The organism is Vibrio sp. 10N.261.46.E11 (genome assembly GCF_041472735.1).
Classification (GTDB): Bacteria; Pseudomonadota; Gammaproteobacteria; order Enterobacterales; family Vibrionaceae; genus Vibrio.
In genome coordinates, this window is record NZ_JBFRQW010000027.1 from 33893 (window position 1) to 51428 (window position 17536).

The 17536-nt window shown below is 43.8% G+C and carries 12 protein-coding genes and 2 pseudogenes; 5 read left to right on the forward strand and 9 right to left on the reverse strand.

What is annotated here, in order from left to right:
* Positions 1–90: 90 nt before the first annotated feature.
* Positions 91–213, reverse strand: a pseudogene (locus AB4407_RS09280) (zinc-binding alcohol dehydrogenase family protein); the annotation flags it as partial.
* A 2-nt stretch (positions 214–215) separates the two neighbouring features.
* Positions 216–641: pseudogene (locus AB4407_RS09285) on the reverse strand (pyridoxal-phosphate dependent enzyme); the annotation flags it as partial.
* Positions 642–811: 170 nt separating this feature from the next.
* On the opposite strand from AB4407_RS09285, the gene AB4407_RS09290 reads away from it, so the two are divergent.
* A complete protein-coding gene (locus AB4407_RS09290; RefSeq protein ID WP_372120346.1) occupies positions 812–1027 on the forward strand; it encodes an acetyltransferase in 216 nt (71 codons plus the stop codon).
* Positions 1028–1228: 201 nt separating this feature from the next.
* Here the strand turns inward: AB4407_RS09290 and AB4407_RS09295 are convergent, their stop codons facing one another.
* Positions 1229–2422, reverse strand: a complete 1194-nt coding sequence (locus AB4407_RS09295) for an acetate/propionate family kinase (RefSeq protein WP_372048982.1) — start codon at positions 2420–2422, stop codon at positions 1229–1231.
* Between the two features lie 696 nt (positions 2423–3118).
* A complete protein-coding gene (locus tag AB4407_RS09300) occupies positions 3119–5188 on the reverse strand; it encodes a DEAD/DEAH box helicase (protein ID WP_372120347.1) in 2070 nt (689 codons plus the stop codon).
* A 308-nt stretch (positions 5189–5496) separates the two neighbouring features.
* Here AB4407_RS09300 and rnb point away from each other — a divergent pair, with 308 nt between their 5' ends.
* Positions 5497–7503 (forward strand): exoribonuclease II, encoded by a 2007-nt coding sequence (gene rnb / locus AB4407_RS09305; RefSeq protein WP_372120348.1) that lies wholly within the window; start codon positions 5497–5499, stop codon positions 7501–7503.
* 277 nt (positions 7504–7780) lie between these two features.
* Positions 7781–8587, forward strand: a complete 807-nt coding sequence (locus AB4407_RS09310) for a helix-turn-helix domain-containing protein (protein ID WP_372120349.1) — start codon at positions 7781–7783, stop codon at positions 8585–8587.
* 233 nt (positions 8588–8820) lie between these two features.
* Here the strand turns inward: AB4407_RS09310 and AB4407_RS09315 are convergent, their stop codons facing one another.
* Entirely contained in the window at positions 8821–9183 is a 363-nt protein-coding gene (locus AB4407_RS09315) for a DUF3024 domain-containing protein (RefSeq protein ID WP_372120350.1), read from the reverse strand.
* Positions 9184–9436: 253 nt separating this feature from the next.
* Between AB4407_RS09315 and AB4407_RS09320 the strand changes: the two genes are divergently transcribed.
* Positions 9437–10252: a phosphate ABC transporter substrate-binding protein gene (locus tag AB4407_RS09320; RefSeq protein ID WP_009844791.1), complete on the forward strand. Its 816-nt coding sequence runs from the start codon at positions 9437–9439 to the stop codon at positions 10250–10252.
* A 176-nt stretch (positions 10253–10428) separates the two neighbouring features.
* On the opposite strand, the gene AB4407_RS09325 is transcribed toward AB4407_RS09320, so the two are convergent.
* The 3 genes from AB4407_RS09325 to AB4407_RS09335 form a co-directional block, all read right to left on the reverse strand.
* Positions 10429–11115, reverse strand: a complete 687-nt coding sequence (locus AB4407_RS09325) for a MaoC family dehydratase (protein WP_372120351.1) — start codon at positions 11113–11115, stop codon at positions 10429–10431.
* 333 nt (positions 11116–11448) lie between these two features.
* Positions 11449–14601: an efflux RND transporter permease subunit gene (locus tag AB4407_RS09330; RefSeq protein ID WP_372120352.1), complete on the reverse strand. Its 3153-nt coding sequence runs from the start codon at positions 14599–14601 to the stop codon at positions 11449–11451.
* 11 nt (positions 14602–14612) lie between these two features.
* Positions 14613–15749: an efflux RND transporter periplasmic adaptor subunit gene (locus AB4407_RS09335; protein ID WP_372120353.1), complete on the reverse strand. Its 1137-nt coding sequence runs from the start codon at positions 15747–15749 to the stop codon at positions 14613–14615.
* Positions 15750–16008: 259 nt separating this feature from the next.
* Here AB4407_RS09335 and AB4407_RS09340 point away from each other — a divergent pair, with 259 nt between their 5' ends.
* Positions 16009–16452: a dCMP deaminase family protein gene (locus tag AB4407_RS09340; RefSeq protein ID WP_054541800.1), complete on the forward strand. Its 444-nt coding sequence runs from the start codon at positions 16009–16011 to the stop codon at positions 16450–16452.
* A gap of 145 nt (positions 16453–16597) precedes the next feature.
* On the opposite strand, the gene AB4407_RS09345 is transcribed toward AB4407_RS09340, so the two are convergent.
* A complete protein-coding gene (locus AB4407_RS09345; RefSeq protein WP_372120354.1) occupies positions 16598–17440 on the reverse strand; it encodes a mechanosensitive ion channel family protein in 843 nt (280 codons plus the stop codon).
* Positions 17441–17536 lie beyond the last annotated feature (96 nt).

Consider the following 17536-nt stretch of genomic DNA (forward strand, 5'->3'; position numbering starts at 1 on the left):
TTTTTCCAAACAACCACGGTGATTGAGTACTCGACTACTCAGCAGGATCGGCACATGGACAACCGAATCAGTATTATTGAGTTTCTCAGAGTGTTTGAATGCTGTTTTTCCAATCGAAGCACTGCTTTCAATCCGTTGGTGCGCATCTTTCGGTTTCTCAACACTAAAGCCATTCAATGTAGTGGTAAGCGTCGACTTAATACGGCCAGCATCATCTCATTTTCGACACCAATCCGCTTGGCCGTGTGATAAAAGTGTTCAGGATTTGCAAAAGGACAAGGGTCGACCAATAACAATTCAGCGTTATAAAGCGAGATCATACGCTCTTTCTCTTGTGCCTGCCCTTTTGGCATCACCACCAACATTTTATAACCGAGAGATTTAGCCACTAGAGCAAGGCCAATCCCCGTATTTCCCGCAGTACCTTCGACGATTGTCATTCCCGGCTTAAGTTTGCTAGCTTCTACTGCATCCTTAACAAGCTGAAGAGCTGCTCTATCTTTAATCGAACCACCCGGGTTCTGGTGTTCGCACTTAATAAGAATCTCACAACCTGAAATCTCTGAAAGACTGTTGATTCTAACAAGATCGGTATCGCCAATGAGTTCACTGAGATTGTTTGCAACGTGGACAGATGACATCGCGACTCCATTTATTTGTTGAGGATGAGTTTGCTCATCGATTGGGTTGTCGATGATCATAAGCGTAGCTCTGAGGTCCGCTTAGTCAAGAAGTGCCGGAATTGAAAAGACTCTCACTTTCTAAATAACAATTATAATTAGGGTAGTCGATTAGATTGAGGGTAAATGAAATGTTTCTAAAAGAGAAAAAGAGCGGTGACCTCGTAGATGTTACTGAAATGACCAAATTGACCAACTTATTTCAAGACAGTATCGAAGGTCGGTTTCAAGCAGGCGAAGAACAGCAAGACCCTGAGATGTTTAAAAAGTCCGAACTGGTGTTTATGTCAGGTGAAGAGTTACCTCGATACTGGACAGATCCAAACTACCGCTCAGGGGCTAAATAACCTTAACTCTTCCAGAGTACCAAGTGAGTTGTAATTGAAACTCTGTTCTAAAAGCGTTTGACGATGGCCATGTGGGCTATGTAATGGCATAGTTAATTTGGCCCCCTGTTAAAGCGTTCAGACGCATCTTTACTAGACACAAAAAAGCGAGCCACTTGGGCTCGCTTTTCAATATTTGTCTTGCTTAGACTTTATCTTCGATTACAGAAGTTCTACCGACTGTTGAGCAATAACGAACTCTTCGTTGGTTGGGATAACCATTGCTACAGCGTCTAGCATTTCAGACTTCGCGATGATGCCTTCAGCGCCAAAGCGAGCGGCTTCGTTGCCCGCTACATCTTCAACAAAACCAAGAATCTTAAGGTTGCTTAGGATCTCACGACGAATTGGTAGAGAGTTCTCACCGATACCGCCAGTGAAGATAATGCCGTCTAAAGAGTCTAGCGTTGCAAGGTAAGAAGCAACGTATTTAGCAACGCGGTAAGTAAACACCTCGAAAGCAAGCTTAGCGCCTTCGTGGCCCTCTTCCATCGCTTCTAGAATGCCACGAGCATCGCTCGTTAGACCAGACACGCCAAGGAAGCCAGACTCCTTGTTTAGAGAGTTAAATACTTGCTCTTGTGACCAACCTTTCTTTAGTAGGTACTCGATGATACCAGGGTCTAAGTCACCACAACGTGTGCCCATCATAAGGCCAGAAAGCGGTGTGAAGCCCATTGACGTATCAACACTGTTACCGTCTTTGATAGCACATACAGATGCACCGTTACCTAAGTGAACAGAGATGAAGCTAGCTTGTTCAACTGGCTTGTTGACCATTTTCGCAGCTTCACGGCTAACGAAGTAGTGGCTCGTACCGTGGAAACCGTAACGACGAACACCGAAGTCTGTGTATAGTTCTTTTGCGATTGCACCAGTAAATGCACGTTGTGGCATTGTTTGGTGGAAAGCCGTATCAAATACAGCAAATTGAGGTAAAGAAGGGAAAGCTTCAATCGCAGCGCGGATACCAATAGCACCTGCAGGGTTATGAAGTGGAGCTAGGTCAGATAGGCTCTCAATTTCACTCGTTACTTCTTCAGTAATTCGAACCGTTTGAGTGAACTTCTCGCCACCGTGAACGATACGGTGACCGATAGCCACGATATCAGCAGTGAAGCCTAGATCTTCCATCAAGCCTACCAACTTGCCAATGGCAATTTTGTGGTGGTTACCCTCACCTTGAATAGCAATTTCTGTTTTCTGACCTTGATACTTCCAGCTCATACGAGCATCTTCAAGACCAAAACACTCCCCTAAGCCACTCAATACGGCTTCACCAGAAACAGAATCAATAACAGCAAATTTTAGGGATGAACTACCCGAGTTAATAACCAGAACAAACGAATTAGACATTGGATATGGATCCTGTTTCAGTACGAATTGGATGAAGTGTTTACTTCAATTTTAGTTAAGCCCATTATTCAATAATTTTTGAATCTTTCAACTTTTGTTTTGCAAAAAGCACCAAATGAACACAATTAAGTTGATCTGAGTCATTAGTTCATTTATTTCGAGAGCGAAATTAAAAAATAGTTGAATATGACAGTTGGTTAATAAACGAAGTAAAGGACTGCTCACATTAGTTTTTTATTCGATTAAGTTAACTAGAGTGAATCGAACCAATGCACGTAATCCACCTAGCCCCTTCCCTTTTGTCTGTTTATCATTACCGATAACTTTTTGCTCAATTGCTCAATGTTTGCATCAAAAAGATCACAAGAGTTGGGAATAGTGAACGACAAAATCCGATCTTCTTTTAATTGCATTCGAGTACAACTCTGCGAATAGATGCACTGTAACGTCGCTTAGATAGCCTTCACTCATTGTTTTATTATCTTGTAGCACGTTATTTCAATATAGGCTTAGAACGCGATACAGCTAAGTTTAAGCGCTAACATTAGATATAGGGACGAAGTTTAGTTGAAGTAAGCTGCGGCATATATAGAACCAACCAAAGCTTAAGTTCAAATAGCAGGCACAAAAAAGCCGAGCATTGAGCTCGGCTTTTAAATTCAGAGTCTAGACTAAAGCGTCTAAGCGACAGGTTGATTAACCTTCATTGCGCTCTGGACGACGACCACGGTTACCACCGCCATTGCCGTTACCATGGCCACGTTCGCCACGGAAGTTACCACGGTGATCGCCACCACGGTTACGGTCGAAACGACGCTCGCCGTCACGTCCGCCAGCAGAGTTACCATCGCGAGCACCATCACGGTTGCCACGGTATCCACCACGACCGCCTTCACGGTTACCACCTTCGCGATTACCGCCTTCACGGTTACCACGGTAGCCGCCACCATCACGACCGCCACGACCGCCACCACGGTTGCCATCACGACCACCGCCGCCACGACGAGGCTCACGGAAGTCGTTGAAATCAACAACTACAGCGCCAGCTTCTTTTTGACGAATACGAAGTTTGCTTAGCTTACCAGCAGTTTCAGAGTTCATTGCTTTTGGCAGTTGAACGTAAGTAGAACCTTGGTCTAGTTTGATAGCACCGATAGAACCTTTAGTTAGGCCTAGTTCGTTTGCTAGTGCGCCAACGATGTCTTTAACCTGAACGCCTTGCTCACGGCCAACTTGTAGTTGGTACGTATCCCAATCTTGAGTATTGAAGTTACGTCCACCACCGTCACGGCCATTGTCACGATCTTCACGACGCTCTTTGCGACGGTTCTTATCACGCTCAATAGCAGCGATCATTGGGTCTTCGCCAACGTAGAATAGTGGGCTCTTACCTTGCTGACGCTTAAGAAGCATTGCAGCTAGAGTAGCAGCATCAACTTCTAGAGACTCTTGCAGAGTAGAGATAAGACCTGCAAAGTTTTCTAGAGCTTTGCTTTCTTTCTCAGTTTGAAGCTCAGCGCCAAGCTTAGCAACACGTGCAGCAGCAACTTCGTCACGTTGTGGAAGTTGGATTTCTTCCATTTGAGACTTAGTTACGCGCTCGATAGTGCGAAGCATACGAATTTGGTTAGTGCGAACGAGTAGGATCGCTTTACCTTTACGTCCAGCACGGCCAGTACGACCAATACGGTGGATGTAAGATTCAACATCGAATGGGATGTCGTAGTTGAATACGTGAGTAATACGTGGAACATCAAGACCACGAGCTACAACGTCAGTTGCAACTAGGATATCGATAACACCTTGTTTGATGTGATCAACAGTGCGCTCACGTAGAGACTGAGGAATATCACCGTGCAGTGCAGCAGCTTTGAAGCCACGAGCAGATAGCCAATCAGCTAGACGCTCAGTGTCTTGACGAGTACGTACGAATACGATTGACGCGTCAGTTTCTTCAGTTTCAAGAAGACGAGACATTGCTTCGTCTTTTTCTACGCCTTTAACAACCCAGTAGTTCTGCGCTACTTTGTCAACTGTGTGGTTAGTACCAGCAACGTCAACTTTAGCCGGGTTACGTAGGTAACGGTCAACAATAGTCTTAACCATTGGAGGCATAGTCGCAGAGAAAAGTACACGTTGTGCAGATTCTGGAGCTTGCTCTAGGATCCAAGTAACGTCATCTACGAAGCCCATTTTTAGCATTTCATCTGCTTCATCAAGAACAAATGTGTGTGCTTCATCTAGGTGTAGACGGTCACGAGTTAGTAAGTCTTTAACACGACCTGGAGTACCAACAACAATGTGAGCACCGCGGCTTAGAGCGCGCATTTGGTCAACAATTGAAGCGCCACCGTAGATTTCAAGAACTTTAAGACCTTTGATATCACGGCCTAGGTTTTTGATTTCCGCAGCAACTTGAATCGCTAGCTCACGAGTAGGAGCCATGATGATTGCTTGTGGTTTATGTTGGTTCAGGTTAATTTTGTTAAGTAAAGGCAGAGAGAATGCTGCTGTTTTACCAGTACCAGTCTGTGCTTTACCTAGTGCGTCACGGCCTTCAAGAAGAAGAGGAATAGCTGCTGCTTGGATTGGAGTCGGAGAAACGAAACCCATGCTATCAAGAGCTGAAAGAATGTTTTCGTTTAGGGCTAATTCATTAAATTGAATTACAGATTCGGACATTGGGATCCCACTATATATAAGTAAACAAAAGGTCCCGGGAGCTCTATCAATTCCAATACTGATCCAATCAGATACTGATTCCATTCAGAGTTACGAAGCAGTAATAAAACACTTCAAGCCATTAGGGACGTCTAAGGGAGGCGGATTATTCCTTAAATGCATAAAAAAAGCCAGAAAAAATTGAAATACATCACATATTTTTCGGTTTTCCATCAATACTGGCTATCATATCGTCAAAACTTGATGAATATCTCGTCAGGGCGATAGAGTTCGACCAAATTGATAGGATTAAATAAGAGGGTAATTAATTTACGCTCACTTCGGCTTTAAGTAGTAATCGTGCCTCGCAATGATTATAGTGTGCTCAATTGTTCTCGTTAGATAAAAGTCAAATGTTTCAAGATAATCCTCTACTCGCTCAACTCAAGCAGCAAATCCAAGAAACCCTCCCTAAAAAGGAAGGCACTATCAAAGCCACTGAAAAAGGTTTTGGTTTTCTCGAAGTTGATAGCAAAACAAGCTTCTTTATCCCGCCTCCGTACATGAAAAAATGTGTGCACGGTGACAAGGTGATTGCCATCATTCGCACCGAGAAAGAGCGCGAAGTAGCAGAGCCTGAGGAATTGGTTGAACAAGGTCTTACTCGCTTTATTGCGCGAGTTAAGCTTTTCAAAGGCCGATTGAACGTTGTTCCTGATCACCCGCAGCTAAAAAAACTGCAACTTAAAGCGAAAGCAAAGAAGGGTCTAAACCCTGAAACGCTTAAAGAAGGTGATTGGGTTGTTGCTCATATCGTTCAACACCCATTAAAAGGTGACAATGGCTTCTTGGCTCAAATCTCTGAGAAAATCACAGACGCTGACGACAAGATTGCACCTTGGTGGGTAACGCTGGCACAAAACGACCTACCAAACAGCGAACCTGAAGGCATCGACAACTGGCTAATCAACGACGATGCCGATCTTGAACGTGTAGACATGACACACATCCCTTTTGTGACTATCGATGGCGAAAGCACAAAAGATATGGACGATGCGCTTTACGCGAAGAAGAAAGAGAACGGTGATTTTGAACTGACTATCGCAATTGCTGATCCTACCGCTTACATCTCTCCAGATGATGCAATGGATAAAGTGGCTCGCGAGCGTGGTTTCACTATTTACCTGCCTGGTCGTAACATTCCTATGTTACCTCGCGATCTAGCTGACAACTTATGTTCACTCATAGAGAACGAAGTTCGCCCGGCACTTTGCTGCACAGTAACGGTATCTAAAGATGGTGTTATCGGTGATGACATTAACTTCTTCGCTGCAAACATCAAATCTCACGCTCGTCTTGCTTACGACCACGTATCAGACTGGCTAGAAACAGGTGCATCAGAGAAATGGCAACCGTCAGAAGAGATCGCTGCAATTGTTTCTGACCTTCACCAATTTGCTCAAGCACGTTCAGCGTGGCGTTCTGCAAATGCGGTTGTGTTCCCAGACCGCCCTGACTACCGCTTTGAACTTAGCGAAGATAACGATGTTGTCGCTATCCACGCGGACATGCGTCGTAGCGCAAACAAGTTGGTTGAAGAGTCTATGATCAGCGCGAACATCTGTGCAGGTCGAGTATTAAAAGAGAGCTTTAACCAAGGTGTGTTTAACTGCCACTCTGGTTTTAAAGCTGAGAAAATAGCAGACGTTCTGGAGCTGGTTAACCCAGAAGCCGAAACACCGTTTACAGAAGAGCAGATCGTTTCTCTGGAAGGTTTTGCTACTCTGCGCCGTTGGTTAGGTTCTTTAGACAACAGCTACTACGACAACCGTATTCGTAAATTCCAAGCATACAGCGAGATCAGCAATGAACCTGCGCCACACTACGCGATGGGCTTAGATATTTACGCGACGTGGACTTCTCCAATTCGTAAATACGGTGACATGATTAACCACCGCATGCTTAAAGCACACATATTAGGTAAAGCGCCAATTCAAACACCAGACGAAACCATTGGTGATGAACTTGCCCTGCACCGCCGTCACCACGGTATGGCTGAACGTAACGTTGGCGATTGGTTGTATGCTCGTACTCTAGCGAACGCTCCAGATGAAGAAACTCGTTTCCAAGCAGAGATCTTCGACATTAACCGTGCTGGTATGCGTGTACGTCTACTTGAAAATGGTGCTGCAGCATTTATCCCTGGTTCTCTCATTCTTAATAATAAAGAAAGAATAGAGTGCAACGGTGATATGGGTACTGTATCTATCGATAAAGAAATGGTATACAAACTGGGAGACGTTTTAGAAGTAGTTCTCTCAGAAGTTAATCAGGAAAACCGTAACTTGGTAGCAAAACCTACACAAGTTTTTGCGGACTTGCCTAGCGAGCCTGAAGCAACAAATGAAACCGAAGCCTAATTTCTGATAGGTTTACTTCTAAAGGCGCTAGTTATTAGCGCCGTTTTTGTAAATGCCTCATGCTTAAACAATACTTAAAAAAGCAATTATACCAATCACAGTAAATAAGTGCTCAAACATAGCGTAGGAAAAAAGCTTGAGAACAAGGCAGCATTTTTCGATAAGTAGTTATTCTACAATCAAAAATTCTAACGAAGTTATCGAGATTTTTAACAAGCTAGGGTGACCAGTTAGTTACTACGATTGGTATTAATCTACAACGCCAAAGAAGCTCACTATGCCATCAATCACGGTCACTCAATTCAGAAACTTTATTCCCAGGAAACGCGAACGCTACCCCGCCTCTAAAAACGGTATCTTTATGGTATCGAAAGGAAGCATATCTTTTATGCTGCCTAATGGCACCCAAGCCTCGCTAAAAGCGGGAGATTTCACGCTTTACAATTCTGGTCAGATTAAAGACATCACGGTCGACACTGAAAATGGTGAGTTTAGTGCGATTTGCTTAGATTTTGATTTGGCAATTTTCCAAAAGTTCATAAATCAGTTCAGTGATTTAGAATCCACTCAAACTCCAGATAAGTACATTAAGTTCAATCAAACGGATACCGAAATCTGCCAATTGAAAGAGCTCATCATGTCCCTGGCCAATTCATCGACTCAGAATGATTACGCACTCACCCAGCTAGGCTTAGGTTTGCTGTCTTTAATGGTTGAGCAGTATCCGGAACTATTAACGATTATTAGCCGAATTTCTAGATTGACGGTGACACAAAAGGTCATCCATTACATTGAACAGAACATAGAAAATAATATCTCACTCGACACCCTAGCCAGCTATATGGGGATGTCACCAGCCACACTTAAACGCCGTTTATCGGCGGAAGACCTTTCGTTTTCAAACCTCTTGAAGATAAAACGAATCGCCCACGCAGCCACACAACTCAGAACATCGAACAAATCGATTACTCAAATCGCTTACGAATCTGGATTTAAAAGCGCGGCACACTTCAGTACCGCTTTTAAAACCTATCATGGCAAGACTCCAAAAGACTTCCGCTCTTTGGTTGCACAGTCTTATTAAATGCACAATCTTAATCGCATTATTTGAAGTGACATAAATCGTTTATAGTCACGTAGATAAGCTTTTGGTTATGCAGATAAGCGCACACCTAAGCAAATGAGCTTGTAGTTAAGCAAATAAGCTTTAGTAACATAGACCGTTTTGGTGACGCAGAAGGTCGTAATGTGGTGAGTTTACGAAGGTTATTCGTTTAAGGTGTCAAGCCAATCGCGAACGTCTATCGAGTAGAATAATCACGACCAGAAGTACGATTTAGGGTCTTTTTCTATTTCAAACAAAATAGCATCAAGGTCCTTCGATTGTGGTAGGTAGGGATAAGGCCCCCAATTTACTGAGTCGGTTTCTACATCGCCTTCAAGCGGCACCATCACCAACCAACATGACAGTGACTCATCAAAGCTAACGCAGGCAATCTCATTTGTGTAATCGCTATGCGATGAGTCGAGCAGATAATGCGCCTGAGAAAACAGCACACCACCCTCACACTCTTCATAAAGGGATTTGCCTAACTCGACAGGTAAACTGCGATTTCGAGATGTACAGAGCTTCTCAGCTCCAATTAAAAGACGATTCAGTTCGATATGAATGACGGACATAACACCCCTTGTAACTTCATAGAAACTTCTAAGTAGTGAATTCCTCTACTTAGCTTAGGACTCAACCAACATTTTAGCGAACAAGCGCAAACAAAATACCCGACCTGCTCCCAGAAACGAACCCTGCTTTTGTAAACCCAACTCGCTTTCACTCATCAAGCTAATAGTGACACATTGAGCGGATAGAATTTCACAAAATTGTCATATAACCGACCTATCATAGCCGGCAAATGTTATTAACTAGGAGTTGTTTATGTTACGAGTCGCGCTTGCCTCTCTTTTATCCTTAGCCCTGTCTTCTCACGCTGCTTTTGCACAAGAAACCAATATTTCGGGCTCCACTTCGGTATCACGTGTGATGGATGTATTGGCTGAGGAGTACAACAAGACTCACCCTGATAACTATATTGCTGTTCAGGGCATCGGTTCTACAGCGGGTATTACCATGGTCAATAAAGGTGTCGCTGATATTGGTATGAGCTCGCGTTACTTAACTGACCGCGAACAGGGCGAAAAATTGAAGGTATTTCCAATTGCCTTTGACGGCCTAGCTGTCGTAACTAACCGTTCAAACGGTGTAAGCAACGTTACACGTGAACAGCTATTCGATATCTACAAAGGAAAAATCACAAACTGGAAAGCCATAGGTGGTGCGGATCAACCTATCGCAGTTGTAACTCGTGAAGCTTCTTCTGGTTCACGTTACAGCTTCGAGAGCTTACTTGGTTTGACAAAAATAATTAACGACCGTCTAGTGTCTGACATCAACCCAAATAACTTGGTTGTAAACAGCAACAGCATGGTAAAAACGATTGTTAACCATAACCCACATGCGATTGGATTCATCTCTGTTGGCTCTATCGACCGTTCGATCAAAGCAATCACATTTGAAGGCGTTGAGCCGACATCTAAGAACATCGCCAACCACAGTTATGAATTGGCTCGCCCATTCTTATTGCTGCACAAAACTGAATCAGTTTCTGACGAGAGCAAAGATTTCATTAAGTTCGTGAAGTCAAAACAAGGGCAAGATCTTATCGAAGAGTACGGTTACACGCGCATCAAGTAACTACAAACGCATTAAGTAACTACACACGTATCAAGTAAGATAACGACTTTTAGTGATGTTGTTAGGATGCTGATGATATAGCCTTGATAGACAAAAACAAAAAGAGAGAGCCTTAAGCTCTCTCTTTTTTTGAATCTATAATCTTCGCTAAAAGCAATTCTACTTATAAAAAAGCTCTAGAAGTGAAGTTGAATCACCGAAACAATCACAGCACCAGGACGACGGATGCCCTCGATTTCTACACGGATTTCACGTTCAATCTCTAAGCCTTTTTTAATTGGCGTTACTTTTGTTAGCGTACTTTTAGCGCGAACGTTACTGCCCGATTTTACAGGGTATGGGAAACGTACTTGGTTAAGGCCAATGTTTACAACCATCTTCGCCGTTGGGAATTGAGATTTGTCAGGATCAACACTGTCTGTCAGTCGAGGAAGCAGAGACAAAGTCAGGAAACCATGTGCAATGGTTGTTTTGAACGGAGAATCTGTTTCAGCCTTAGAAGGCTCTGTATGAATCCACTGCATGTCTTCAGTAACGAGGCCAAACTGGTTGATTCTGTCTTGGCTTACATTGATCCAATCCCCAGTATGGATCACTTCACCGATCTGCTGTTCAAGCTCATCAAATACAAGCTGTGCTTCTGGCTTAAGTACGATCTGTGCTTCGACAGGCATCTCTGGCGCATCTTCATTGACAGCAGGTTTGTGGTGATCACGAACCCACGCAAAGAAATGACTATTTTGCGTGCGATTCAGAAAGTCTCCCCAGTAATCTCTAAGAGCTGGAGACATCCATTGCATAAACTCTGAGTGTTGCGAAGACACGCTGTCGCCTCGGTGTTTAAATAAATCAATGACTTTCATAAGAACCTCAATGCACAAAATATTTCAATATAACTCGGTAATTTTGAAACACTTCACACTATTGTGCAAATACTTTCGAGCATACAAGTGTTAGCCGAATACTTATATACCCAACAAAAACAACAACCTAAGAATAAAACACCATTTTATTGGAGAGCTTCAATTAGAGCATTAGCTCCACCTTATAATAAACATTTCATTATATAAACAGATTCTTTATTCACAAGTGGAATAAAAAAAAGGCTTAGCACAATGCTAAGCCTTCGTTTTAACAAGAAATTAATTACCAAGGAGAAGCCTTATAAAGGGCTCATCCTACAAGACACTAATTCCCTATTCATCGTCCAGTGGAATCAACTTGGTATTGCCACCGTGTGCCTTCTCACGCTTACGTTGCACGAATGCATAGAAGCCAGGGATTAGGAACGTACCCGCTAACAACACACATAGCAGGCCACCAATCAGAGAAATACCCAATGAGTTTTGACTCACGTGACCAGCACCCGCAGCGAAGATAAGCGGGAATATACCTAAAATGAATGACCAAGACGTCATGTTCACAGCACGAAAACGTAGCGTACCGCCCTTCACTGCTGCATCTTCGATTGATGCGTCTTTGTCTTCACGCTCCACCTTAGCAAACTCCACAATCAAAATTGCGTTCTTCGCGGCCAAGGCTATCAAGAGAACCAAACCAATTTGTGCATAGAGGTTCAACGGTGTACCAGTCAGGTTCAACGCTAAGAAGGAACCTAAGGTTGCAACCGGTACCACTAAGATAATCGCTATAGGGATTGTCCAACTCTCGTATTGAGCCACCATAAACAGGTAGATAAAGATCAGCGCCAATGCGAAAGCAAAGATCGCTTGGTTACCTGCTAGTACTTCTTGGTAAGCCATGCCTGTCCATTCATACTGGTAACCCTGAGGTAATACTTCTGCGGCTACACGCTCCATTGCTGCAATCGCATCACCACTTGAATAACCCGGCGCTGGTTGGCCTTGAATCACGGCACTGCGGTACATGTTGTAACGCCATGCTACGTCTGGTTCAAAGATCTGATCGTAAGTCACCAATGTGCTTAACGGGATCATCTCTCCATTAGACGAACGCACGTGGAATCGTTGTAGGTCATCCATGCTGCTACGGTGTTCACTGTCTGCTTGCATGGTGACACGGAAATTCTTACCAAACATGGTGAAGTCATTCACGTACATTGACCCAAGATTGCCTTGCAGCGTTTGGAATATTTCCGATAGAGGAATACCTAGCTGTTGCGCTTTCTCACGATCAATATCGACATAGTAGTGAGGTACATTGGCGCGGAAGGTACTGAAGGTATGTGAAATCTCAGGCTGTTTGTTCGCCTCAGCAATCACGTCATTCATTACCATCGCCAGATCAGTGCGGCTACGACCTAATGTATCTTCGAGAACAAACTCAAAACCAGACGCAGCACCCATGCCCGGTACAGCTGGAGGTCCCATTGCAAATACAATAGCCTGAGGCAGTTCTGTTGCCGCTCGGCCATTAATACGTTGTGAGATAGCTTGCGCTGAATGTTGACCGTCCAGTGCGTTACGCATGTCCCAATCGTGGAGCTTGATGAACATCGACGCACCATTCGAAGCTGAAGCGCCCGTCATGAATGCATAGCCGTTAACCAGTGTCACACCATCAACGCCCGGCTCTTGCTCGACCATCTCTAGCAACTGCTCTGTCACATCTTCTGTACGAGACAGCGATGCCGCGTCAGGAAGCTGTACGTTAACCAGTAAGATGCCTTTATCTTCTTGAGGTACAAACGCCGTAGACGTGGTTTTCGCAAAGTAAGTTACTGCTGCTAGCGCTACTACAAAGAAGGTAAATAGCAAAACGCCCTTTTTCACAAGGAAGCCTGCAATTTGACCGTATTTGTTGGTGACAGATTCAAGACCACGGTTAAACGCTTGGTACCAACGTGCTGTGTTACCACCACCCTGTTTAAGAACCAATGAACACAGTGCCGGCGACAGCGTTAGAGCGTTAATAGAAGAGATCACAACCGCAATACAGATGGTCAGAGCGAACTGACGATACATGATGCCGGTAATACCTGGCAGCATCGCTACTGGGATGAATACCGCTAACAGAACCAAGGTTGAGGTAACAATTGGCCCCGTTACTTCTTTCATCGCGATAAGCGTGGCTTTACGCGGTGAAATCGTTGGGTCTTTGGCCATCGTGGTATCAACGTTCTCGATAACCAAGATCGCATCATCTACTACGATACCAATCGCCAAAATCAAACCAAACAGGGTTACTGTATTAATGGTAAAGCCGGTCATCTGCATGACCGCAAAAGTACCAATCAAAGACACTGGAATCGCAACCACAGGAATCAAGGTCGCACGGGCACTGCCCAAGAATAAGTAGGTAACTGCGATAACCAGCAAAATAGCTTCGATTAGCGTTTTTACTACGCCTTTGATCGACTCTGCAACGAAGAGTGTGGTGTCATAACTCGCTTCATAAGCAACGCCTTCAGGGAAGTTCTTGCTTAGGTTGTCGAGCATCGCCATGACCGCTTTACCACTTTCCAGCGCATTAGCGTCTGACTGAAGAGACAGCGTTACGATTGAAGCGTCTTGACCACGGTATTTACCGTTACCATCATAGAACTTTTTACCTAACTCAACACGTGCAACGTCTTTTAAATAAACCGTTGAACCGTCTTGATTTGCACGAAGAACTACATTTTCAAACTCATCAGCCGTTTCTAATCGGCCTTTTGTTACCAAGTTGAACTGCACTTCTTGCGCGTCGTTATAAGGCGCAGCTCCAATACGGCCTGCAGCGACTTGAACGTTCTGCTCCGCCAACGCGCGATTCACATCAGAGGTAGTTATATTGAGGTTAGCCATTTTTTCAGGATCTAACCAAACACGCATCGCGTATTCACCACCACCCAACACGTTAACTTCACTAATGCCCTTTACACGAGCCAATTGGTCTTTAATGTTCAAGTTCACGTAGTTGATAAGGAATTGGTCGTTGTACTCTCCGTTCGGCGAGTAGAAGTTCAATACCATCAATAGGTCAGGTGAACGCTTCTTGACCGTTACACCCACCATTCTTACTTCTTGTGGAAGTTTCGATTCGATCTGAGCAACGCGGTTCTGAACGTTGACCTGAGCCATATCTGGATCAGTTCCAACATCAAAGGTCACATTAAGGTTGTATGAACCATCATTAGCACTTTTAGAAGACATGTAGATCATATCTTCTACGCCGTTAACCGACGTTTCTATGGGGTCGGCTATCGCCTGCTCCACCACTTCTGCACTTGCACCCGTATAGAATGCCGACACACTGACCGACGGAGGGCTAATTTTTGGATATTCCGCCACTGGCAAGATAGCGAGAGAGATCGCACCCGCCAGGGTTAAAATTATGGATATAACAAGGGCAAATTTTGGCCTTTGAATAAAGAAACGACTTAACATAAATAGCCCCCTTACTCAGCTTGTTCAGCAGAAGCTTGAATACGAACAGACATACCATTACGCACACGCTGTAGCCCTTGAGTGATCACTGCATCGTTCTTCTCTAATCCAGAATGAACAATCACACCACCTTCAACTTGTCGCCCCATCTCAATGTTTCTGCGCTCAGCAACGGGCGCGGCTTCACCTTCAACCAATACCATCACAAAGTCACCTTCTAGGTCGGTTTGAACTGCACGACGTGGAATAGTCACAACATCAATAGATTGCTTTTCACGTAGATCAACGCGAACGTGTTGGCCTGGAAGTAATTGCTGGTTCGGGTTATCAGCAATTGCGCGCATCGCGATCGTACCCGTATTGAGGTTGATACGGTTACCCAAGAAATCAAGCTGACCTAGATGTTCGAACGCTTCACCATTCTCAAGCATGATCTGAACTTCAACCCCTGCAGAATCGCTGCTGCCGTCGCCTTCGATACGATCCATACCCAGCTCAATACGCTCACGCTCACTGATGCTGAACGATGCATGGATTGGATCTAGGCTAACCAAGGTGGTTAATACACCTGAAGACGGTGAAACCAGATCACCCGTGCTCACTTTGGTGTCACTAATTCGTCCAGAGAAAGGCGCAATAATTTTAGTATGAGAAAGCTGAACATTGGCTGCATTGAGCTGAGCTTGGCTAGCTTCAAGCTGTGCTTGAGAACCTAATAGATTTGCCGTTAAAGCATCAAATTCCGATTGAGAAATACTGCCCTTAGGAAGTAGATTCTTACCACGGTTGAAATCAAGTTCAGCTTTTTTAAGGTTAGCATTTGCTTGAGCAACAGCCGCTTTCGCGCTTGCTACTTCAGCTTCAAATGAAGAAGGTTCAATAGAGTAAAGCAATTGGCCCTTTTCGACCATTTGACCTTCATTGAAATGACGGCTTTGTAGGTAGCCAGAAACCTGCGCCGTGATCGCCGTGTCTTCAACGGCTTCAATACGACCGATGTACGACTTACTTTGCTGATGAGAAACAACGCTAACATCCTGTACAGCTACGAGAGGTAAAGGCGCTTGCTTGGCATTCTGAGCATCTTGCCCACATCCAGCAAGAATAAGAGAGCTTGCAAGAGCCGTAAGGATTAACTTTTTACGCATGTTTATACCGTCACTTATAAGAAATTGAACAGCATAAAAGTTACGTAACACAATTGCTTCAAATGTCCGAGGAATATCAATTATAGCTCGCAAAAGTGTATCAACATGTTAATTGAAACCAAGTGCTTATAAAGTAATTACAAACACGCTACAATCCCTAAGAAAATCAATCTCTCAGCTTTTGTTCTCTATGGATATTGTCTAACATCATGTATTGTCAGACAGATAAGCATTCACATTTAATTGTTAAGGAATTCTCATGATTTCAAAATGGGCTAAACGTTTCTATCAAATGGCGGAATTGGTCGGTTCTTGGAGTAAAGATCCTTCAACTCAAGTCGGCGCCGTAATCACTAAACACAACCGTATCGTTTCCGTTGGTTTTAATGGCTACCCACATGGCGTGTCTGATAGTGCGGATACTGATGACAGAGAGATGAAGTACCTCAAGACGCTTCACGCTGAAGAAAATGCAATCTTGTTTGCTAAACGTGATTTAGACAGTTGTGAAGTTTGGGTAACTCACTTCCCTTGTCCGAACTGTGCAGCAAAAATCATCCAAACTGGAATTTCAGCGGTACATTGCCCAGAGCAAAGTGAAGATTTCCTTTCTCGTTGGGGAGATAAGATCAAAATAAGCCAAGATATGTTTGAGCAAGCTGGTGTGGAAATCGATTGGTTACCACTCGCTGACCTAGACTAATATCGAAGCTAAATTTCAAATATAAAAAAGCCGAGAGTCGATGTTATCGTTCTCGGCTTTTTTTTGTTATTTAAGTATCTCGCGTTTCAAAGACTAAACGCGTAAACAACATAAAGCTTTAGTTAGGGTTAAGCGTTAATTGGGGTTAAACGCTAGTTGGAAAGGCTTCTGCGTACGCTTCCATAAAGTCTTTGCGAATATCTTGCTCTAAGTGAATCGCTTTTTCCGTCGGGCAGAAAATCATAAAATGCACTTCTTGCTCACCCGTTGAACTGCTCGTGATGTGGATGTGTGGCTCAGAACCTGGAAGGTCGACGCCAGCGCGCTTTTCGATCACACCGTTATAACGACGAGCAACATCGATAAACTCTTCACTATGCTCTTCAATTTTCACTATAAGACCCGGCACCATAGGGTATAGATTTACAAAGTCTTTCACCGTCACAAAAAAGTTATGATAAACATAGCGCTTCATGAAGTTGAGGTTCTTTACCGGATAAGTGAAGAACATGCTATTAGGCAAAGTGGCGGTCTTACCTGTGAAGTGATATTGCCCATGATACAAATCGATTTCTTGAATCACAGTCGCCATCAAATTGTGCTCAATCACCTCACCACTGATTTTACCTACCTCAATCCAATCACCAATTCGGAACGAACGTGAACTCGCTCGCTGAATAGAGCCAGTGAAACACAAAATGATCTCTTTCGAAGCCACGACTATCGCAACGGCAATGGCAGTTACAGACAGTGCAAACTCGCTTATTTCAGGTTTCCACAAAACAAACATAGTGAACACAATCACAGCAAAAGTGCCGTTCTTTGTTCGTGACATCCAATTACGCTGGTCTTCAGTAAGGAAAGCGACATCACCGCGAATTCGAGACAAGGTGATTCGACGGATGATTAAAATAATGCAGATGATCAGTGTACTAAAAATAAATTTATGAGCGAGTAGGAAATCTATTACTTGCCACATCTTTTCCATTACTTATTCCTTTAGCATTAAAACATTGAGCTCTATAACAATGAGCTTTACAGCGACTAACTCAACCATATTTAGGTCGATACAACACATTATAAA

Coding starts and splice junctions, on each gene's coding strand:
- AB4407_RS09290 (WP_372120346.1), top strand. CDS start 812: ATGTTTCTAAAAGAGAAAAAGAGCGGTGACCTCGTAGATGTTACTGAA.
- AB4407_RS09345 (WP_372120354.1), bottom strand. CDS start 17,440: ATGGAAAAGATGTGGCAAGTAATAGATTTCCTACTCGCTCATAAATTT.
- AB4407_RS09335 (WP_372120353.1), bottom strand. CDS start 15,749: ATGCGTAAAAAGTTAATCCTTACGGCTCTTGCAAGCTCTCTTATTCTT.
- AB4407_RS09340 (WP_054541800.1), top strand. CDS start 16,009: ATGATTTCAAAATGGGCTAAACGTTTCTATCAAATGGCGGAATTGGTC.
- AB4407_RS09325 (WP_372120351.1), bottom strand. CDS start 11,115: ATGAAAGTCATTGATTTATTTAAACACCGAGGCGACAGCGTGTCTTCG.
- AB4407_RS09315 (WP_372120350.1), bottom strand. CDS start 9,183: ATGTCCGTCATTCATATCGAACTGAATCGTCTTTTAATTGGAGCTGAG.
- AB4407_RS09320 (WP_009844791.1), top strand. CDS start 9,437: ATGTTACGAGTCGCGCTTGCCTCTCTTTTATCCTTAGCCCTGTCTTCT.
- AB4407_RS09300 (WP_372120347.1), bottom strand. CDS start 5,188: ATGGAATCAGTATCTGATTGGATCAGTATTGGAATTGATAGAGCTCCC.
- AB4407_RS09295 (WP_372048982.1), bottom strand. CDS start 2,422: ATGTCTAATTCGTTTGTTCTGGTTATTAACTCGGGTAGTTCATCCCTA.
- AB4407_RS09310 (WP_372120349.1), top strand. CDS start 7,781: ATGCCATCAATCACGGTCACTCAATTCAGAAACTTTATTCCCAGGAAA.
- rnb (WP_372120348.1), top strand. CDS start 5,497: ATGTTTCAAGATAATCCTCTACTCGCTCAACTCAAGCAGCAAATCCAA.
- AB4407_RS09330 (WP_372120352.1), bottom strand. CDS start 14,601: ATGTTAAGTCGTTTCTTTATTCAAAGGCCAAAATTTGCCCTTGTTATA.